Annotated in this window: 17 protein-coding genes; 3 read left to right on the forward strand and 14 right to left on the reverse strand. The window is 73.5% G+C overall.

Going from position 1 to position 19,375, the window contains the following annotated elements:
• Positions 1-9 precede the first annotated feature (9 nt).
• Both ACFYOJ_RS20610 and ACFYOJ_RS20615 read right to left on the reverse strand, forming a co-directional pair.
• On the reverse strand, positions 10-2,472 hold the full coding sequence (locus ACFYOJ_RS20610; protein ID WP_356552735.1) for an ABC transporter permease: 2,463 nt from the start codon (positions 2,470-2,472) through the stop codon (positions 10-12).
• Complete coding sequence (locus ACFYOJ_RS20615; RefSeq protein ID WP_356552733.1) at positions 2,466-3,203, reverse strand: ABC transporter ATP-binding protein; 738 nt, start codon at positions 3,201-3,203, stop codon at positions 2,466-2,468. Before ACFYOJ_RS20615 ends, ACFYOJ_RS20610 begins: the two co-directional genes overlap by 7 nt.
• Before the next feature lie 191 nt (positions 3,204-3,394).
• Here ACFYOJ_RS20615 and ACFYOJ_RS20620 point away from each other — a divergent pair, with 191 nt between their 5' ends.
• Both ACFYOJ_RS20620 and ACFYOJ_RS20625 read left to right on the forward strand, forming a co-directional pair.
• Positions 3,395-4,690, forward strand: coding sequence for a sensor domain-containing protein (locus ACFYOJ_RS20620; RefSeq protein ID WP_356552732.1), 1,296 nt, complete (start codon positions 3,395-3,397; stop codon positions 4,688-4,690).
• A complete protein-coding gene (locus tag ACFYOJ_RS20625; protein WP_356552872.1) occupies positions 4,690-5,322 on the forward strand; it encodes a response regulator transcription factor in 633 nt (210 codons plus the stop codon). Before ACFYOJ_RS20620 ends, ACFYOJ_RS20625 begins: the two co-directional genes overlap by 1 nt.
• A 106-nt stretch (positions 5,323-5,428) precedes the next feature.
• Here ACFYOJ_RS20625 and ACFYOJ_RS20630 read toward each other — a convergent pair whose 3' ends face one another.
• The 8 genes from ACFYOJ_RS20630 to ACFYOJ_RS20665 form a co-directional block, all read right to left on the reverse strand.
• Positions 5,429-6,811, reverse strand: coding sequence for a carbohydrate-binding protein (locus ACFYOJ_RS20630; protein ID WP_356552730.1), 1,383 nt, complete (start codon positions 6,809-6,811; stop codon positions 5,429-5,431).
• A gap of 114 nt (positions 6,812-6,925) precedes the next feature.
• Entirely contained in the window at positions 6,926-7,873 is a 948-nt protein-coding gene (locus ACFYOJ_RS20635; protein WP_356552729.1) for a LysR family transcriptional regulator, read from the reverse strand.
• Between the two features lie 135 nt (positions 7,874-8,008).
• On the reverse strand, positions 8,009-8,647 hold the full coding sequence (locus ACFYOJ_RS20640) for a DUF1963 domain-containing protein (RefSeq protein WP_356552727.1): 639 nt from the start codon (positions 8,645-8,647) through the stop codon (positions 8,009-8,011).
• 56 nt (positions 8,648-8,703) lie between these two features.
• Complete coding sequence (locus ACFYOJ_RS20645) at positions 8,704-9,426, reverse strand: toxin glutamine deamidase domain-containing protein (RefSeq protein ID WP_356552725.1); 723 nt, start codon at positions 9,424-9,426, stop codon at positions 8,704-8,706.
• Positions 9,423-10,523, reverse strand: coding sequence for an ADP-ribosylglycohydrolase family protein (locus tag ACFYOJ_RS20650; protein WP_356552870.1), 1,101 nt, complete (start codon positions 10,521-10,523; stop codon positions 9,423-9,425). Before ACFYOJ_RS20650 ends, ACFYOJ_RS20645 begins: the two co-directional genes overlap by 4 nt.
• 460 nt (positions 10,524-10,983) lie before the next feature.
• The gene (locus ACFYOJ_RS20655; protein WP_356552723.1) at positions 10,984-13,005 is read right to left on the reverse strand and encodes a putative T7SS-secreted protein; all 2,022 of its coding nucleotides are present in this window, start codon (positions 13,003-13,005) and stop codon (positions 10,984-10,986) included.
• Complete coding sequence (locus tag ACFYOJ_RS20660) at positions 13,005-13,667, reverse strand: hypothetical protein (RefSeq protein ID WP_356552721.1); 663 nt, start codon at positions 13,665-13,667, stop codon at positions 13,005-13,007. Before ACFYOJ_RS20660 ends, ACFYOJ_RS20655 begins: the two co-directional genes overlap by 1 nt.
• Positions 13,664-14,251: a hypothetical protein gene (locus tag ACFYOJ_RS20665; RefSeq protein ID WP_356552720.1), complete on the reverse strand. Its 588-nt coding sequence runs from the start codon at positions 14,249-14,251 to the stop codon at positions 13,664-13,666. Before ACFYOJ_RS20665 ends, ACFYOJ_RS20660 begins: the two co-directional genes overlap by 4 nt.
• Before the next feature lie 415 nt (positions 14,252-14,666).
• Between ACFYOJ_RS20665 and gdhA the strand changes: the two genes are divergently transcribed.
• Positions 14,667-16,025 (forward strand): NADP-specific glutamate dehydrogenase, encoded by a 1,359-nt coding sequence (gene gdhA / locus ACFYOJ_RS20670; RefSeq protein ID WP_356552719.1) that lies wholly within the window; start codon positions 14,667-14,669, stop codon positions 16,023-16,025.
• Between the two features lie 94 nt (positions 16,026-16,119).
• On the opposite strand, the gene ACFYOJ_RS20675 is transcribed toward gdhA, so the two are convergent.
• The 4 genes from ACFYOJ_RS20675 to ACFYOJ_RS20690 form a co-directional block, all read right to left on the reverse strand.
• Positions 16,120-16,857, reverse strand: coding sequence for an ATP-binding cassette domain-containing protein (locus ACFYOJ_RS20675; protein WP_356552717.1), 738 nt, complete (start codon positions 16,855-16,857; stop codon positions 16,120-16,122).
• Positions 16,854-17,486, reverse strand: coding sequence for a hypothetical protein (locus ACFYOJ_RS20680; RefSeq protein WP_388597459.1), 633 nt, complete (start codon positions 17,484-17,486; stop codon positions 16,854-16,856). Before ACFYOJ_RS20680 ends, ACFYOJ_RS20675 begins: the two co-directional genes overlap by 4 nt.
• Entirely contained in the window at positions 17,438-18,712 is a 1,275-nt protein-coding gene (locus ACFYOJ_RS20685; RefSeq protein ID WP_356552715.1) for a hypothetical protein, read from the reverse strand. The genes ACFYOJ_RS20680 and ACFYOJ_RS20685 overlap by 49 nt, the downstream gene beginning before the upstream one ends.
• Before the next feature lie 82 nt (positions 18,713-18,794).
• Entirely contained in the window at positions 18,795-19,247 is a 453-nt protein-coding gene (locus tag ACFYOJ_RS20690) for a hypothetical protein (protein WP_356552714.1), read from the reverse strand.
• Between the last annotated feature and the right edge of the window lie 128 nt (positions 19,248-19,375).

Raw genomic sequence — 19,375 nt, forward strand, 5'->3', positions numbered from 1 at the left:
GGCCAGGGGTCACTCCGGTACTCCCGCAAATTCCACCGCGCGGCGCCTCAGGGCCAGGCCCGCCGGTATCACCGATGCGGTGACGGCCAGTACCGCGCAAGTCCCGACGACCCCGGCGAGGGCGGTCCAAGGCAGGTCGGGGCTGCTGTGCACCGACAGCAGGCGCAGCGCCCCCCACATCCCGGCGAGGTTGAGTCCGGCCACGACCAGCCCCAGGACCGCGCCGACCAGGACCGCCGTCAGCGACTCCGCGCCCACCAGCCTCAGCATCTGCCGCCTGGTCGCCCCCGCCAGCCGCAGTACGGCCAGGTCGCGCACTCGGTCGGAGGTGGCCATCACCATGGTGTTGACCAGGGAGATCACGGTGTAGAGCAGGGCGATGCCGAGGACCAGGAGGAGGCCCGCCCGGGTCGTGCCGTTGGTCTGCGGGTAGGTGGCCGCGACCCACTCGTCCCTGCTCGACACCTGACCGCCGGACGGCCCCACCGCGTCGCGCAGCCCGTCCGCCACCGCACCGGCGTCCGCGTCGGCCGCGACGGTGACGTCCACCCGGTCGACCGCGGCGCCGGGGGCGTTGGCGGAGGTGACGTAGGCGCCGTTGTCGCCGGTGCCGGTGGTCATCACGGCGGCGATGCGCAGCGTCCGCTCGGTGCCGTCGCCGAGCCACACCCGCACGCGCTCGCCGACGGTGTGCCGTTCCCACTCCTCGTTGACGATGATCGAGTCGTCGTCGAGGTCGGTGGCCCTCCCCGCCGCGAGCGGCAGCCGGGTGGTGGCCGCCAGGGCCGCTGCGTCGGCGACGGCACGGGCGTCGGACCTGATCAGCGCCACGCCCTCCTCCAGGACGTGGACGGCGGTCGAGGCGGCCGGGGAGACGGCCGCCGTCCCCGGCACCGCGCGCAGCCGGTCCACGGTCGCCGCGTCGAAGCCGCCGTCGTCCGGTGCCGTGACCACGAAGCCGGCGGTGGTCCGGTCGCGTGTCTCGGCGGCGCCGGCCGCGTTCAGCGTCGCGGTGGCACCGAGCAGTGAGCCCGCGAGGGCGACCGTCACCAGTACGGGTGCCGCGACCGCGGCCGTGCGGCGCACCCCGGCGGAGGCGTTCTCCCGCACCAGCATGCCCGTCGCGCCCGGCAGACGGGCCGGCAGCCAGGCCAGCAGCCGGGTCAGCGGGCGCACCACGACGGGGGCGAGCAGCGCGACCGCGGTGATCAGCAGCATCGGCCGGACCACGTACGTCTTGCGGTGCAGCAGCTCCCCGGGGTCGCCGGTGAGGAGGAGGACGAGCGTCACCACGGCGGTCAGCAGCAGGCCCCCGCCGAACAGCCACCGTCCCCGCGTCATCGCCCCGGCGTCCACGGCCGCCTCGCGCAGCGCCTGCGCGGGAGCGGTCCGCCCCGCCCGCCAGGACGCCGCGGCCGCGCCGCCCAGGGCGACGAGCAGCCCCGTCCAGAAGGCCAGGTGGTACGGCCACGTGTGGTCGCCGATCCGGAACCAGGCCGGTGCCAGATCCTCGCCGGCCACCCACTCGGCCAGGTGCGGGGCGCCGTACGAGCCGAGCGCGCAGCCGGCCGCCGCGGCGAGCACGCCCACCGCGAGCGCCTCGGCCAGCACCAGCCGGCGGACCTGCCCGGGAGTCGCCCCGGCGGAGCGCAGCAGCCCGAACTCCCGTCGCCGCTGCGCCACCGCGAAGGCGAAGGTGGACGCCACGACGAACACCGACACGAAGGCGGTGACCCCGCCGGCCGTGCCGAACAGGGAGTTCATCGCGGTCAGCGCCTCGTCGTCCCGGTCGGGATCGGCGTCGGCGTAGCGGCGGTCGTCGCCGGTCAGCACCCGCACGCCCGCGCTGTCGCGCACCGCGTCCCGCACCGCCCACGGATCGGCGTCGACGACGAGCTGGAGGCTGACGGGGGAGAGGCGGGCGGCCTGGGCGTCGGTGTAGAAGACGGCGTTCTCGAAGCCGCGGCCGGGCACGGTGCCCACGACCTCGACGACGCCCCGGTCCGTGCGGAGCCGCTCACCGGGCGCCGCCCAGCCGCCGGTGACGACGACCTCGCCGGCCGCCCGGGGCGCGCGGCCCGCGTCGATGGCGTACGGGGCGAAGGCGGCGGTGGACCACGGGTGGCCCACCAGGCCGGCGGGGGCACCCTCGGCGCGCACCGGGAAGGACCGGTCCTCGACGACCCGGCCGAGGCGCCGCAGCTCGGCGACGGCCTCGACGGGCACGGCACGGGGCCGGGCGAGCCGCTGCGTACGGTCGCCGATCGGCGTGGACACCCGCAGGGTGTCCTGGCCCCGGACCACGACCGGCGCGGCGGCGAACCGCTCCGGGGCGCGGTCGGGCGCGTCCAGCGAGGAGGCGAGCGCCAGTCCCGTCACCGTGAGCAGCGCGACCCCCAGGGACAGGGCGACGAAACTGCCGGTGAAGGTGGTCCAGCGGGTGCGCAGGGAGTGGAGGGCGACGGTCAGCACGGGGCGGCCTCCAGCCGGGTCATGCGGGTGGCGATGGCGTCGGCGCCGGCGCCGGTCAGTTCGCCGTCCACCCGGCCGTCGACGAGGAAGAGCACGCGGTCGGCGCAGGACGCGGCGACCGGGTCGTGGGTGACCATGACGACGGTCTGGCCCTCGCGGTCGACCATGCCGCGCAGCAGGGCCAGCACCTCCCGGCCGGTGCGGGAGTCCAGGGCGCCGGTCGGCTCGTCGCCGAACAGCACCTCGGGGCGGGTGATCAGGGCACGGGCCAGGGCGACGCGCTGCTGCTGGCCGCCCGACAGCTCGCTGGGCCGGTGCCCGGCGCGGTCGGCGAGACCGACCCGGGCCAGCGCCTCGCGCACCCGGGTCCGGGAGGGGCGGCGGCCGGCCAGGCGCAGGGGGAGGGCCACGTTCTGCGCGGCGGTCAGCGACGGCAGCAGGTTGAACGCCTGGAAGACGAAGCCGATGCGCTCACGGCGCAGCAGGGTCAGCTTCCTCTCGCTCAGCCCGGTCAGTTCGGTGCCGCCGACGGCGACCGAACCCGACGTGGGCCGGTCCAGGCCGGCGGCGCACTGCAGGAGCGTCGACTTGCCCGAGCCGGAGGGGCCCATCACGGCGGTGAAGGTGCCCCGGCGGAAGGCGAGGGAGACCTCGTCGAGAGCCGTCACGGCGCTGCCGCCCGCGCCGTACCGTCTGCTGACGGACCGCAACCGGATCGCGTCGTCGTCCATGTGTCCCCACTCCTCGTCGGGCCTCCCGCGTCCGGGGCGGGGCGGCTTCTCGTCGGTGGCTCCACCCAACCGCCGACGGGCACCCCGGCGCAGTGCGGCAGGGGCGAGACGTGGGGTGGGGCAGGCCATACCCCCGACGGTCGTCCTGGGCCGATGGCCGTGCCCCGTACGGGAGTTCTACGGTGAACCGCATGCATCCCCGGAATGTGTGGCAGGCCGTGTCCGGCCCCGGCTACCTGCTGTCGGCGTGGCCCTGGCGCGCGGTCGCCTACCTGGTGACGGGCGCGCTCGCCGGTGCCGTGACCCTGGTGGTCCTCGTGGCCGCGGTCGCTCTCGGCAGCGTCCTCGCCGTCGTCGTGGTGGGGCTGCCGCTCCTGGTGCTCACCGCCCTCGTGGGCATCCCCGTGGCCCGGGCGGAACGCCACCGGCTGCGCCTGGTCGACCGCGACCCCGTGCCGGTACGGCACCGGCGGCAGCCCCCCGCCACCGGCCCCTGGCCCTGGCTGGTCACCCGGCTGCGGGAACGGGCGACCTGGCGGGAGCTCGGCCACGCCCTGCTGCACGCCTGTGTGCTGTGGCCGGTGGACGCCCTGGTCGTCACCACCGCCCTGGCCCTGCCGCTCGCCACCGTCGCCACACCGCTGCTGATGGCCACCGTCGGCGGCGGCGAGGAGGCGAAGGTCCTCAAGCAGTGGACGGTCACCACCTGGCCGGGGGCGTTCGGCGCGGCGGCGCTCGGACTGCTCCTGCTCGCCCTGGGCGGCTACGCGCTGGGCCTGGCGGCCGGCGCGCGTGCCGCCCTCACCCGCGTCCTCCTCGGCTCCCCGCGCGAGGCCGACCTGGACGCCCGCGTCGTCGAACTCACCCGTTCCCGCGTCCGGTTGGTGGACGCCTTCGAGGCCGAGCGCCGACGTATCGAACGCGACCTGCACGACGGCGCCCAACAGCGCCTGGTCGCCCTGACGATGACCCTCGGCCTGGCCCGCCTCGACGCCCCGCCCGGGCCGCTCGCCGACCAGCTGGCCAGGGCCCACGAGGAGGCGGGCAGGGCACTGGAGGAGCTGCGCGAGCTGATCCGCGGCGTCCACCCCAAGGTGCTCGCCGACCACGGCCTGGCGGCGGCCGTCGAGGACGCCGCCGACCGCTCCGCCGTCCCCGTGGACGTACGCCTGGAACTGCCCGGACGGCTGCCCCAGGCGGTCGAGGCCGCCGCCTACTTCGTGGTCTGCGAGGCCCTCGCCAACGTCGCCAGGCACAGCGGCGCCGGCCGCGCCGAGGTGACCGGCGGACACCGCGACGGACGGCTGCGCCTGGAGATCCGCGACGACGGCCGGGGTGGCGCCGAGGCCGGGGCGGGCAGCGGGCTCACCGGGCTCGCCGACCGGGTGTCGGTCCTGGATGGCAGACTCTCCCTGTCCAGCCCGCCGGGCGGAGGGACCCTGTTGCGCGTGGAGATTCCTTGCGAGTGGAGCGAACGTTTCGCGTAGTGCTGGCCGAGGACAGCGTCCTGCTGAGGGACGGCCTGACCGGGCTGCTCGGCCGCTTCGGCCATCAGGTCGTGGCGGCCGTGGGGGACGGGGAGGCGCTCGTCGCGGCCGTGGAGGAACACGCCCCGGACATCGTCGTCACCGACGTCCGCATGCCGCCCGGCTTCCAGGACGAAGGGCTGCGCGCGGCGGTGCGGCTGAGGGAGCAGAGCCCCACCCTGCCCGTCCTCGTCCTCAGCCAGTACGTCCAGCGGTCCTACGCCGCCGACCTGCTGGACTCCGGTGACGGCACGGGCGTCGGCTACCTGCTCAAGGACCGGGTCGGCCAGGTCGAGGAGTTCGTCGACGCGCTGGCCGAGGTGGCCGGCGGCGGCACGGTCGTCGACCCGGAGGTGGTACGCCAGTTGCTGCGCCGCCGCCGGGACCCGCTGGAGCGGCTCAGCCCGCGCGAGCGGGAGGTGCTGGCGCTGATGGCGGAGGGCAGGTCGAACGGCGCCATCGCCCGCCGGCTCGTCGTCTCCGAGGCGGCCGTGGGCAAGCACATCGGCAGCATCCTCACCAAGCTCGACCTGCCCCCGGCCGACGACACGCACCGCAGGGTGCTGGCGGTGCTGGCGTTCCTGCGGGCGTGAGCGGGTCACGGGCGTGACCGGGCCAGCGGCGTGACCGGGCCCGGGTGCTCGCCCTCGCGCGCACCCGGGCCCGTCCCCCGTCGTCCCCCGTGGGTCGCTCAGCCGTTCACACGCGCTGCCACAGCGCCGGGACGTTCGGCGGCTCCCAGCCCGCGTGGGCCTGGTGGCCCTGGAGACAGCGGTAGGTGGCGCCGCCGTACGTCACCGTGTCGCCCGGCTGGTAGACGGTGCCGGCCGCCCAGGTGCCGCCCGGCGGCGGCTCCTCGGGGCCGCCGCCGTCACCGGACGTCCTCAGGGTGAGGCCGTAGTTCTGCAGCAGCGGGTTGATCGGCTGGAAGAACGTCGTGCCGCCGCTGCGGCAGTCGCCGGAGCCGCCCGAGGTGACGCCCTGCGCCTGGCTGCCGGAGATGTACGAGCCGCCCGAGTCGCCGGGCTCGGCGCACACCGTGGTGCGGGTGACGCCGGAGATGGTGCCCTCGGGGTAGGTCACGCTGGTGTTGTGCTGCTGGATCGTGCCGCAGTGCCAGCCGGTGGTGGAGCCGGAACGGCACACGGAAGCCCCGACCGGCGCCTGGGTGGACCCGGTGACCTGGACGTTCTGCCCGCCGACGCCGCTGACGTACGGGGTCGCGGTCCACTGGGAGTTGACGGCCACCCAGGCCATGTCACGGCCCGGGAAGGTCGAACCCTGGAAGGTGCCCTGCGCCACGCGGTTGTACCCGGTGGTGCTCGCCCCGGTCCGTCCGCAGTGGCCGGCGGTGGCGAAGCCCTGCTGGGCGCCCTTGGTGACGGGGAAACCGATCGAGCAGCGCCCGCTGTTGTTGATGTAGTACGCCTCGCCGCCCCGCAGGTCGTACAGGGGGAGGGGCTTCTCGGCCGTCCTCTCGACGCGCACGAGCCCGGCGTCGACACCGGCGGCTTCGAGGAGGGCGCGGGCCGCGGACGGCCGCAGGGCCTGCACGGTGACCGTGTTCGTCCGTACGTCGACGTACCGCACCGGCGCGTCGGCGGCGTCCCTGCCCCGCTGTGCGGCGGCCCGGTCCAGGCGCGCCCTGGCCGCGTCCAGTTCGGCGAGCGAGTGCCGTACGACCTTCGCCGCGGCGCCCTGCGCCTCGATCGCCGCGACGTCGGCCGCGTCGGTCGTCGCCACGGTCAGCGTGCCGGACTCGGCACCCCGCACCCAGGCGCCCGCGAAGTCGCCGCCGAGCGCGGCCCGCAGCCGGCCCGCGACGGCGCCCGCGTCGGCCTCGTTGGCGAGGCGGCGTTCGGCCTGCCGCCGGTCCAGGCCGAGGTCGCGCTGCATGGCGTCGAGCAGGGCGGGCGGGGCGGCGTCGGTGCGCAGGGTCTGCGCGGCGGTGGGGGCGGTGGGGGAGGGCGCACCGGGTGCCGGGCCGGCGCTCGCGGAGCCGCTGAGCCCGGCCACGAGCAGGGCGGCCGTCGCGGCGACGGCGGCGCCCACGGCTCTGGTGTGTCGGTGACGGTGGGGCATGGGGGATCTCCTCGGTCTCGGTGGAGAGGTGCCGAAACCGTAGGGAGGGCCGGCCGGCCGCCGTAAGACGTCGGCCGGCCCTCTCCCCGGCGTTATGGAACGGGCGCGGGCGGGTCAGGGCACCCGGTGGGACGCCATCCACTCCGTGTAGCTGTCGCTGCCCGCCGCCACCTCCGCGTGCGCCATGCGGGCCTGCGCCAGCACGGTCGCGGCGATGTCCGGCCGCCCCGTCACCGCGTGCCATCCCAGCAGGTGCCGCCAGGCCAGCGGCGTGCCGGTGAGCGGCCGGGTGACGATGCCGGGCGTCGTCGGGAAGGTCGCCCGGCACAGGCCCACCGCCCGCCCCACCTGCACGAGGTGCACCAGGGACGCGGTGTCCGTCTCGTACATGCGGCGCGGGGTGAACCCGGCGCGGGTGCAGGACGCGGTGAAGCAGTCGCCGAAGCAGCCGTCACCGGGCACGCAGGCCCACTCCTCGTCCGCCAGCTCGGTCAGGTCCACCTCGGCCCGCCGGGCGGCCGGATGCCCCGCGGGCACCATCACGAACACCGGGTCGACGGCGACCTCCCGCCACACCAGTTCCGCCGTCCCCGGCGGAGCGGCGGAACCGCAGGTCCCCGCGAGCGCGAAGTCCAGTCGCCCGTCCGCCAGCTGCCCGGCCAGCTCCCGTTCCGACCACGATGTGCAGGTCGTCATCCGGGCGTCCGGCGCCACGTCCGCCAGCCGGTCCACCAGGGCGCCCAGCAGGGGCCCGTGCGTCCCGCCCAGCCGCAGGTGCCGTGCGGTGCGCGGGGCCCGCGCGAACCGCGCCGCCTCCTGCTGCAGCTCGGTCACCGCGGGCAGCACGATCCGGCTCCGTTCCAGCACCAGTTCCCCCAGCGCCGTGGCCCGCACCCCGTGCCTGCTCCGCTCGAACAGCGCACCGCCCAGGGCCCGTTCGATCCGCTTGAGCTGCGCGCTCAACGCGGGCTGCGCGAGCCCGAGCGCCGTCGCCGCCCTGGTGAGACTGCCGGCGTCGGCGATGGCCCGGACCGTCCTGAGATGCCGCAACTCCAGCTCCATGAGGGGAGCTTGCGGCGAGAGGGAGGCGGGGGCAAGGGGGTGGTCCGGACCATTGTCCGCTGAGGCGCCTCAGCGGACCCGGCGCCTCAGCGGACCCGGCGCCTCAGCGCTACCGGCGTCCCGGCGGGCGGCCGGTCAGCACTGCCACAGGAACGCGCCTTCCCCGCACGGCGCGCAGGCGAAGGCGTAACCGCAGCCACCGCCACCGAAGTTCATCGCCGTCCGATGGTCGCGTCCCTCCTCGAGCTGGGCCGTGAAAGCCATCGGCCGCGCGCACGACGGGCATTCCGGCGTCTCGTCGTGCTGCAGCCACGACGGAACGCCGCCCAGCTGGCCGAGGACGTCCCGCAGGGGACGGCCGTGAGCCTGTGCCCAGTCCTCGCGTGCCTCGGAGTAGGGAACCGCGTCGAGCGTCGTGCGGTCGATGCCGCAGGTCTCCGGCAGCAGGGTCTCGCCCTCCGCCGGCACCGGGGCGGGCACGAGTCCGGCGCGGGGGAACAGCAGCGCCCGGTTGCCGCCCTCGGCCGGGTCCCACTCGTCGCACAGCCCTGGATCGTTCTGGCACATGAAGACGGACAGGACGTACTCGTCCGCCTCGTCCCCCGCGGCGGCGGGGACGCCCGCCGGCAGCTGCGCGAGGAACTGCATCGGCCCCGAGCACGCCGCGCACCGCGGCCAGTCGAACCCGGCCGGCACCAGCGGCACCCCGCCGGTGCGTGTCACCGGCGCGTGGTCGTCGACCGGACCGGCATATGTCATCAAGGTGGTGGTCACGGCCGGGAAGCCTAGACCACCCGTACGACAGCGCCCCGCGGACCGGCCGCTCCGGTTCAGCCGCCCCCGGACAAGCCGGGCCGGCTCCGGAGGCCGGGGTCCGGTCGCTCCGGGGCTCCCGGCGGCGAGCGCAGCAGACGGAGCTCGCGGACGCCTTCGGTCTCCAGCCTGGCCAGGGACGCGGTCATCGCGTCGAGGAAGACGACCTGGCCGCCGTTGTTGTGGACGTAGACGAGATGCCCCGTGATCTCCTGACCGCTCATCTCACGACGGATCCAGACCAGTCCCCGGGAATCCGGCCCCGTGCCGGCGATGGCGCCGATGACGTCGTCCCAGTCGCCGACCGCCGTCTCCTCGAACCGCGGGAAGTAGCGCCTGGCCAGCCTGCCCCACCATCCCGGGGCTTCGTGGCCGGGCGCCCACGGCAGGGGGGACACGGTGATCCGGTCGACGCGGTGGTGCAGTGCGGTGACCCGGCCGCGGACGTTGAGTCTGCGCGGCTGGGACACCAGTCGGTCGGTGTACTGCCAATTCGGGGCGGGCTCCAGATCGGCCAGAGGCGCGTGGGGTGCCGGGTGGTACGGCAGACAGCCGTACTTCGGTACGACGACCGACGCCGCGAGCATGGGGGTGCGCGGGAAACCGGGCTGTGCCACGGACCGGCAGCCGAGGAGCCAGGCCGCGGAGGTCTCGTGCACGACATCGGGGGACGCCAGCTCGACGAGGCCGTTGTAGGTCCGGCACAGCCAGTCGGCGGCCAGCTGCGCGGGGCGGCTCACGCCCCGCGTCCCGGCGTACCGCGGTGGCTTCGAGGACTGCCCGAGTCCCAGGGCGCGACGAGGGGGCGGACCCGGTCGTGGTACTCGAGGACGCGCACCCAGTCCCCGGGCCAGGCCGCGCCGCCCTTCCACGCGCCTGCGAAGGCTCCGGCCAGCGCGGCCACGGAGTCCGAGTCACCGGAGGAGAACGCGGCACGCCGGACGACCGCCACGGGCTCGTCGGGGAAGAGCAGGAAGCAGTACAGGGCGACGGCCAGAGCCTCTTCGGCCACCCAGCCGGCACCGGCCACCTCGCAGGGATCGCGCTCCGGGTCCGGGTGGGCGAGGGCGTGGGCGACCGTGTCCAGACACGCGAGGGTTTCGTCCCAGCCGTGCGCGATGAAGGCGGCGGGATCGGCTGCACCCGCCCGGAGGGCCAGGTCGCCGAGCCAGTCGCCGTGGTACGTCCGCCGTGCGGCCCGGGCGTAGTGACGCAGCCGCGGAAGCAGTTCGGAGGGATGACAGTTGTGCGTCAGCAGCCACACGGCGTGTGCGGTGAGGTCGCTGGCCGCGAGCGCGGTGGGGTGGCCGTGGGTCAGCGCGGCCTGCAGTTGGGCCGCTCCGGCGCGCTGCTCCGCCGTCAGCCCGGGCACCAGGCCGACCGGCGCCACCCGCATGTTCGCCCCGCACCCCTTGGACGCCGGCACGGTGGCCTCCGGCCAGGGAACCCCGCTCTCCAGGGCCGCGCATGCGTCCAGGCAGGTCCGCCCGGGAGCGCGGTCGTTGTCCGGTGACCGGAGCCAGGCCACGAAACGGGCACGGAGGGCGGGCTCGAACGTCGCGGCCGTCAGCGTGGAGTCGGCTCGTGCCGTGACGTCCGCCAGCGCCCCCGCCACCGCCAGGGTCATCTGCGTGTCGTCCGAGACGCGGGCGACGCCGGCACGGACGGGCAGCTCGAGACGCCGCCAGGAGCCGTACCGGCTGGTGAGCTGGGCGATGTCCAGGAACTCGGCCGGATATCCCAGGGCGTCACCGATGGCGAGACCGAAGACCGTCGCCGTCGCTCCGCTCTTGACGGTGTCCCTGCGCCACGTCCGTCCGGTGAGGTCGTCGAGCACGGCGAGGCTCTCGGCACGGGCGAGGGAGTCCGTCACGATGTGGGACCCTCCGGCGGAGGACGGCTGGGCCAGCATCTCGGCCAGGGCCCGGGTCGGGGCGAGACCCCGCTCCTTGGCCGCATGCAGACGCAGCGCCCAGGCGCCGGCCGCGCCGGCCGCGACATGACCGGCCGCGCCGCGGACCTTCACGCCTGCGGCGTCGTCGTCGTCGTTCGCCCACACGTAGCCGAGCACCTCCCCCTCGGCGTTCGCGAACGCCACGTGCTGCACGGGACGGCCGGTGTGCCCCGTGTAGCGCGGCGGCCCTCCCGGCACGATGTGACCGCCGACGCTCTCGGCGAAGCGCGGGTTGGACCGGCGGTCGGAGTGTTCGGAGCTCATGCTGCTGGTGTCTTTCCTGATCGGCTGGTGCGGCGGGTTGCTCGGTGCGGACGACTCGGGCCGGTCGTACGGCGGGCAGTCAATCACGGGGCAGAACCTCGCCGTAGATCTGGATCTGTCCGTTCTCGTCCGTGAAGGCACGCGTCACCTTGTAGCTCGTGCCACGTCCGAGCAGCAGTTCCCGCTCCGTGACGCCGAAGTCGCTGACCTTCTCCACCCACGCGGCGTGCGTGCCCTCCGGGACGCGCAGACGCAGGATCGCGTCTTTGCCCTCGAAGCTCGGAACCGGGTGGTTGCCCAGTGAGGACGATGTGTAGCCGGGATCGGTGATCGTCCGCCCGACCAGGTCCTCCGGCAGTTCGAAGTCGAGGTGGCCGACGCCGCTGCCACGCACGACCATGACGTCCTCGGGAATCGGGTTCCCGGCCAGTGCCCTGTCGACCTCGCGGATGTTGTCGAGCACCTCGGGGGTGCCCAGCTCCGCCTCACCCCGGAGGAAGCCGTTCATCTCCTGGTACGTCGCATAACCCGGGGCGCCCTTGTAGGGCGGCTCGCCGGTGTAGTCCCGGAGCGCCTGGCGCGACTCCGGCGGCAGTTCCTCCACGTAGCGGTTCCAGTTGTCCCGGCCGTAGGAGATGGCGGCGTCGGGGTCCGCGAAGGAGCGCGCGCCTCTTTCCAGCTCCGCGGCCGCCACCTGATGACGCTGCTCGGTGCTCAGCCCGCTCCACACGTCGTCCGGGACGTGCGGCTGGTAGGAGAAGCCGCTGCCCGGTGATTCCGGCCGGCCCAGACCGCCGTACTGCTCGTCGAGGAACTCCCGGGCGGACCGGGCGTCCATGGAGCCGGAGTGCAGGGCGCTCTCGCCGAAGGGGGAACGGGAGCGCCCCGCCACCTCGGCGCCCTCCCTCAGAGCGCTCCCGGCACCGGTCTCCAGCCCCTCCCGCGCCGCCATCCGCACCCCGCCGCGGAGCAGCCCCGCGCCCTTGGTGCCGATCAGTTCGGGGACGAGGCGGCCGAGGAACTCCGAGGGGTCCTTCTTGAAGCCCTCGACCGCGGCGTTCAGGGCCCGTTCGGGGTGGGCCGCCGTGGAGACCAGACCGGACAGCGTCAACGAGACGTTCTGCAGGTACTCGGCCGGGTGGGTCAGGTTGTACGGGTCCACCGGGTTGAGGCCCCGGGCGAAAGTGACCAGACCGGCCGTGCCCTTGATCACGCCGCCCGCGAAGTGGTTGAGCTCGACGCCGGTCGCGACGAAGCCGTCGACGACGTTGTTGCCGATGCGCTCCAGCGGCGGCGGCTCGGCGGGGGCGTGCGCCAGGGCCTTCCTGATACCGGCCTCGGCGTCGGCGGCGGCGGTGTTGCGCTGCTTGCGCGCCTCGGCGAGTTTCTCGCGGGCCTGCCGGATCGTTTCCCTGCCGGGGTCGTGGAAGGGCGGGGGGACCGGGCCCGGGTCCTGGTCCGCCCTGATCCTGGCGTTGTACGCGTCGACCTGCTCGTTGTACTCCCCGACGGCCTTCTCGGAGGCCTCCTTGCCCCGCCGGTACAGCTCGATCGCTTCCCGCGCCTGCTGCTGCGCCCATGTGACAGTGCCCGCGTAGGTCTCCAGTGCCGTCGCCGCCGTCTCGCAGGCGTCGGCGGCGTGCAGCCACTTCGCGGGGTGGACGCCGAACTTCTCGCGGAAGGTGTCGCCGCCCTCGCCGCGCCAGCCGGCGGAGTCCACCTTCCTCATGCCCGAGCCGACCTTGTCGAACGCGGTCGAGAAGTCCCGCAGGTGCTTCGCGCTCGCCCGGATCTTCTCCGGGTTGCCGTGGACGAGCTCGTTCGCCTCCTCGGTCTGGCCGAGCTGCTGCTCACCGGGCGTGGCGCCGAGGTCGGAGGCGACCTCGTCGCCCCAGTCCTCCACCGCGTCCGCGGCGTCCTCCAGACCGACCTTGTCGAGGCCGTCGCCGAGCCGGTCGGTACCCCAGTCGATGCCCTCGCCGAGGACCTTCTTGCCGGCGTCGACACCGTCCTCGACGATCGTCAGACCGTGGTTGACGCCGTCCTTCAGCTTGCCGAAGCCGCTGCTGAGGCCGTTGCCGAGGTCGTCGAGGACGCCCATCAGCCCTCACCCCCGCCCTGGGCACGGGCGCGCTCCTCGGGCGAGGGGCCGAAGGCGGAGTCGAGCATCTGCTCGTACTGGGCGTCCGTCACCCCGAGCGATTCGCGCACCGACTGCGGGCCCACGCCCGGCAGGCCGAGACTCTCGGAGGTCATCACGTCCCGGCCCGCGTCCCGCCAGCCCTGGGCGCTGTTCTCCCACGCCCGCTCGAAGGACTCCTTGCTGTAGTCGGCGTCCCTGACCTGGGTGAACGGGTTGTCCGACAGGACCTCGCCCCAGTCCTTGCCGGTGATCTCCTCCTCCGAGGCGTGCGGATTGCCCATCAGGGAGTTCACGCCGACCTTCAGGGCGCCTTCCACGTACTGGTCGGTCTCGTAGTACGTCCCGGCGGCCAGCCCGGTCCTGATCGCGAAGCCGTTGCCCTCGTAGATCAGCGAACGCACGCCCCACTCCCACCGCTCGCAGAAGGAGCCGAAGGTGCCGGCGAGGCCCTCGGCGCCCAGGTCGAGACCGGACAGGGCGACGTCGCCGAAGCCCCGGCCCGCGCCGGCCTCCCCGACCATGCCGAGTTCCTTCAGCTCGCCCAGGGCGAGCGTCAGCCCCTTGGCGATGTCGTCGAGGCCGATCGCCGCCAGGTCCTTGCCGTCGCCGCCCCCGGTCACCACGAGGCACCCCCGGCCGCCGCCCGGTCCACGGCGTACGCGTCCGGCACCACGCCCACGACCGGCGGCAGCAGCACCGCGTGCTCGGCGCCGTCGGCCGCGTCCAGCGCCACCCCGCACGGCACACCCGCCCGGGGCACGGCCGCGTCCAGCAGCTTCGCCCCGAGCACCGTCCGGTACGGCCACTCCAGGTGCGCCTCGTCGCGGGCGAGCGCGTAGCGGGCCAGCGCCGATTCGTCGGAGAAGGCCAGGATCCAGCGCACCCCGCCGAAGTCGGCGGTCAGCCAGCCGTCGTCCCGCAACGGGACCAGTACCGCGGTGTCCCGGAAGGTCTCCAGCAGCGCGGCGAACTCCCTGCGCCGCGCCGCCGCTTCCTCCGCTTCCCTCGCTTCCTCCGCGGAGGGATCGAAGCCCGGACGCACCCCGTCCCGGCGGCCCGGTGTGCGCGGCGGTCCCCCAGCGGCCCCGGGGCCGGGCAGCCGGGGAGCCGTCTCCGGTCGGCCGGGCCGTCGGGTCGTCTCTGCGTAGTCGGCGAGCCGGGAGCGCCGTACCGGCGCCCCAGCGCCACCCCCGAAATCCGTCATTCCCTCAGCCTGGCACAACGCTCACCTGGGCTTTTGGGAGTCACCTGGTCCATCGCGGCCACACACGGAATCGCTACGCGCTTTGCGCACCGCGATCACAACCTTCGACCGCGGCCCCGCCCCGCCGGACGCCGGTGACGGAGAGTGACCGGCCTCCCCGTGACTCCGCACGGGCGAGCGACGCAGGTCTCACATGGTGGACGAAATGGGCCCGGCGTCTGGCCTTGCCGTTTACACAGGAGTAACACTGGAGAGTCGGCCGTTTTCGCCCGAGGGTCCCCGCACCACGTGAGAACGGCCGCTGTCCCGCGCGCGGCAACGGCGCCGAGCGCTCGCAACTGGACCGGAGCGGAGCGGAGCGAGCCGCACCCGCCCCTGCCGGTTCCCGGTGCCAGCCGTGCCAGAAAGGGCTTCCGTGACGACGCCATCCGAGTCGAAGACCACGCTCGACCACCTGCTCACCGAGATCGAGCACCGCAACCCGGCCCAGCCGGAGTTCCACCAGGCCGTCCACGAGGTGCTGGAGACGCTCGCACCGGTGGTGGCCGCCCGCCCCGAGTACGCCGAGCCGGGCCTCATCGAGCGTCTGGTCGAGCCCGAGCGGCAGATCATCTTCCGGGTGCCGTGGCAGGACGACCAGGGACGCACCCACGTCAACCGCGGCTTCCGCGTCGAGTTCAACAGCGCCCTCGGCCCCTACAAGGGCGGCCTGCGCTTCCACTCCTCCGTGAACCTCGGCGTCATCAAGTTCCTGGGCTTCGAGCAGATCTTCAAGAACGCCCTCACCGGCCTCGGCATCGGCGGCGGCAAGGGCGGCAGCGACTTCGACCCGCACGGGCGCAGCGACGCGGAGGTCATGCGGTTCTGCCAGTCGTTCATGACGGAGCTGTACCGGCACATCGGCGAGCACACGGACGTCCCCGCGGGTGACATCGGCGTCGGCGGCCGGGAGATCGGCTACCTCTTCGGCCAGTACCGCCGGATCACCAACCGCTGGGAGGCCGGCGTCCTCACCGGCAAGGGCGCCGGCTGGGGCGGCTCGCTGATCCGCCCCGAGGCCACCGGCTACGGCAACGTCCTCTTCACGGCGGCCATGCTCCGTGAGCGCGGCGAGGACCTGGAGGGCCAGACGGCCGTCGTCTCCGGCTCCGGCAACGTCGCGATCTACACCATCGAGAAGCTGGCCGCCCTCGGCGCCAACGCCATCACCTGCTCGGATTCGTCCGGCTACGTGATCGACGAGAAGGGCATCGACCTGGAGCTGCTCAAGCAGGTCAAGGAGGTCGAGCGCGGCCGCGTCGACACGTACGCCGAGCGCCGGGGCGCCTCCGCGCGCTTCGTGCCCGGCGGACGGGTCTGGGAGGTCCCGGCCGACATCGCGCTGCCGTCGGCCACCCAGAACGAACTGGACGAGAACGACGCCGCCACCCTGATCCGCAACGGCGTCAAGGCGGTGTCCGAGGGCGCCAACATGCCGACGACCCCCGAGGCCGTCCACCTCCTCCAGCGCGCGGGCGTCGCCTTCGGCCCCGGCAAGGCGGCGAACGCGGGCGGCGTCGCCGTCAGCGCCCTGGAGATGGCCCAGAACCACGCCCGTACGTCGTGGTCGGCGGAGCGCGTCGAGGACGAGCTGACGCACATCATGAACGACATCCACACCACCTGCCACGAGACCGCCGAGCGCTACGGCGCCCCCGGCGACTACGTGACCGGTGCCAACATCGCCGGCTTCGAGCGCGTCGCCGACGCGATGCTGGCCCAGGGCGTCATCTGACGCCGAGGGGAATCCCGGAGGGACCGGTGCCGTGTCCCCGGACGCCGCTTCAGGCGTACCGGGGCGCGGCTTCAGGTTTACCCGGTACGCCGCTTCAGGCGGAGTGGACGAAGTGGGTGTACGCGGCTTCCGCGAGACGCCCGGCAGGGGTGCCGTGCGGTGCCCGGGCGAGGAAGCCGGCGGCGTCGCCGTCGTACTGGATCCGGCCGTCGGCGAGCACGGTGACGCGGTCGGCGTCCTCGGCGAGGTCGGCGACGTCGTGGGTGGACATCAGGACCCGCATCCGCCGGGTGCCGGCGGCAGCGGCGATGACGTCGCGGAAGACGCGCCGCTGGGTGGGGTCCATGCCGGCGGTGGGTTCGTCCAGGAGCAGGACGCGGCAGTCGTGGACGAGGGCCGCGGCGACACCGAGGCGGCGGAGCTGTCCGCCGGACAGCTTGGCGGCCTTCTGCCCGGCGTGCTCGGTCATGTTCACCGAGGCGAGTGCCTCCTGGGCCTGTGTCCAGGCGTCGGTGCGGTTCATGCCCTTCAGCCAGCCGGTGTAGGCGACCTGTTCGCGGCAGGTGAGGCCGGGGGCCGCGGTGATGTGCTGCGGCATCCAGGAGACATGCCGGCGATAAGCGCGCCGCCGGGAGTCGAGGTCGTCGAAGGTGACACGACCGGCCTGGGGGGTGAGGACGGAGGCGGCGAGCTGGAGGGTGGTGGACTTCCCCGCGCCGTTGGGACCGAGGAGGATCGTCACACCTTCGTGCAGACGGTAGGTGAAGCGGTCCAGTACGGGCCGGTTGCGACGCTTGTAGCGATAGGTGCAGTCGGTGAAGGAGAGGGTCACGGGAGTTTCCTCGCGGTGATGAAGGTGGCTGCGACACCTGCGGTGACCGACAGGGCCGCCGCAGCCGTGGCGTGCCCGGTGCCGGGCGGCAGGGCGGTCACGGCCCAGGAGTGGAAGGTGCTGCTGGTGCGGCGGCCGAGCAGGATGACGGCGAACACCCAGCCCAGCGGGACGACGATGCCGGCCCGCCCGAGCACGGCGCGGGCCGTGAGCATCAGACCCGTCAGGAAGAGCGTGTTGCGCCCCGTCTGCAGGGTGACGTCCGCGGAGGTGACGGCGTGGACCAGGCCCGTCAGTGCCAGCGCCGCCGCCGTCGAGGCGGCCGCCAGCACGGTGTCCCTCCAGGCGGTGCGGCGGATGCCGGTGAGTTCGGCGTGCGGCTGGCGGGAGTCGAGGCAGTGCGCGAGGGGCCCCGCGACGAGCAGCGGCAGGAAGAACGCCAGGGGCACGGTGTTGCCCGCGTTCACGCTGATCGCCGGGAGGATCACGGTCCCGTCCCGCACGGTGAGCAGCAACAGCGTGTAGCCGGCCAGCGCGCTCATGAGCACGGTCGGGACGAGCCGGACCCTCAGCCACCAGGTCACGACGGCCGCCCCGCACAGGCGGCGGTCCTGGTCCTGTCGAACCACTGCTTCTGCTCGGAAGTGGACAGACCCGAGACGCGCTCGGCGGTGGCGACGGCCTCCCGGTACTGAGCACGCGTGTAGTAGGGGTCCCCGGCCGCGATACGTGCGTACGGGGTGATGCCGCCGAGTTTGCTCTCCAGCCAGAAGTGGATCGTGCGGGCGAGATGCGGATCCGCGTCGCATCCGAACTGCACGGCACTGGTGACGATCGAGCGGTCGAGGCCGCCCTTGTGGTGAGCGATGCCGAGCTGCATGTAGACCGTGCGGCCGGTGTTCCGCTGGGTGAAACGCCCGTACGCCATCTGGTCCTCCACCCGACTGGGCAGCGAGGTGGTGATGGCGTAGGCGTCGAGGATCCGGAATGCCTCGGCGACCTGGGCGTGCACCTCGGGCAGATCGTGCGCCCCGTTCTCGGGCAGGCAGACCTGGGGCTCGGTGCCGTGGCACGCGAGGGCGACGTGGGTGTTGACGCTCGGGTTGTAGTCCCAGTCCTTGACGATGCTGTAGCCCGCCAGGGCGGGGGCGACCACCAGCACGGCGGCGGACACGATGCGCACCACCGGCTTCCAGCGAGCCCACACCAGGGTCACGGCGGCGGCCACACCCAGGGTCGGCATCATCTGCGCGGCCATGGACTCGAAGGTCGCGGATTCGCCGACGCCCAGGTGGGCGAAGTACTCACCGGACAGGTGCCGCAGGTAGAACGGCTGTACGGCGTGCGGGTAGGCCACGACGACGAACACCCCGCACGCGAGGACGGGCGCGGCGATCAGAGGCTTCACACGGTGGCCGACGGTGAAGCCGATCACCGCCCAGGCGACGGTCAGGACCCAGGTGAGCAGCAGCGGGGCCAGGCTGGCGGGGGTGGGCCAGGTCGGGCGTTCGGTGAAGGCCCAGGCGGCGGACGCGAGGAACATCAGCCATCCCACCGTGACGACGGGTACGAGGGCCTGCGCGATCACCTGCCAGGTGGGACGGTGGGCGGCGAGCTGCCAGGTACCCGCTTCACGCACACGCGCCGCGGTCCACGCGGCGAGGGCGGCGACCAGGGCGTAGGCGGGCGCCGCCAGGTACTCGATCGGCCGCTGGACGAGCAGCGGGGCCCACGGGTACGGGAAGTAACGGATCTGGTCGGCCGTCTCCTGCGTGTAGTACAGGACCGTGATGCCGACGGCGATCGGCAGACACATGAACGCGGGCGACGTACGGAAGAGGGTCCGAATTCTCAAGTGGTGCTCTCCGGCGGAAGCGGGTGGTGCACGGAAGGGCTGCTTCCGTGCACCACCGCGGGCAGGGCGTTCGAACCGTGCGTCAGTCGGCCTGGGAGGTGTCGACGTAGACCTCGGCCACGTTCAGCAGGCAGCAGGAACCGCCCTGAGCGACCTTGTCGGCCTCGAACTGCAGCGTGTGCTCACCGGTCGGCACGTTGGTCCACTGGCCGTTGGACCAGGAGCTGGAGCCGTTGAAGCAGTTGGTGAAGGTCTTGCTGCCGAGGTTGTCGTTCGGCGTCCAGGTGTCGATCTTCCACATCTTGACGACGACCTGCTCGGTCGTGCCGTACTGGGCGAAGCAGCTCCGGAACTGGACCTGGCTGTAGGTACCGGAGTCGGTCCACTTGCGAGAACGGTCACCGTCGGTCCAGCTGGAGATGTAGCTGGACCAGTTGGCCGAGGCCGTGGTCGCGCTGAAGCCGACGAGCGCCATGGCGGCCGTGACGGTGAGGGCCGCCTTTCTCCGGAAGGCCTTGGGGATGTTGAGCTGCACGGGGACCACTCCTTACGAGTAGGTGATCATGTACATGCGACCGGGGAACAGTAAAATCAAAGTGAAGGAACGTCAACGTCTTTCTGTAGAAGGGGAGTTGCTCACAGTAGAAAAGCGACAAGCGTGAT

The organism is Streptomyces sp. NPDC006384 (assembly GCF_042870695.1).
Classification (GTDB): domain Bacteria; phylum Actinomycetota; class Actinomycetes; order Streptomycetales; family Streptomycetaceae; genus Streptomyces.

Bases quoted from the DNA above. Each gene is read 5' to 3' on its own strand.
- ACFYOJ_RS20615 (WP_356552733.1), bottom strand. From the start codon at position 3,203: ATGGACGACGACGCGATCCGGTTGCGGTCCGTCAGCAGACGGTACGGC.
- ACFYOJ_RS20620 (WP_356552732.1), top strand. From the start codon at position 3,395: ATGCATCCCCGGAATGTGTGGCAGGCCGTGTCCGGCCCCGGCTACCTG.
- ACFYOJ_RS20630 (WP_356552730.1), bottom strand. From the start codon at position 6,811: ATGCCCCACCGTCACCGACACACCAGAGCCGTGGGCGCCGCCGTCGCC.
- ACFYOJ_RS20635 (WP_356552729.1), bottom strand. From the start codon at position 7,873: ATGGAGCTGGAGTTGCGGCATCTCAGGACGGTCCGGGCCATCGCCGAC.
- ACFYOJ_RS20655 (WP_356552723.1), bottom strand. From the start codon at position 13,005: ATGGGCGTCCTCGACGACCTCGGCAACGGCCTCAGCAGCGGCTTCGGC.
- ACFYOJ_RS20665 (WP_356552720.1), bottom strand. From the start codon at position 14,251: ATGACGGATTTCGGGGGTGGCGCTGGGGCGCCGGTACGGCGCTCCCGG.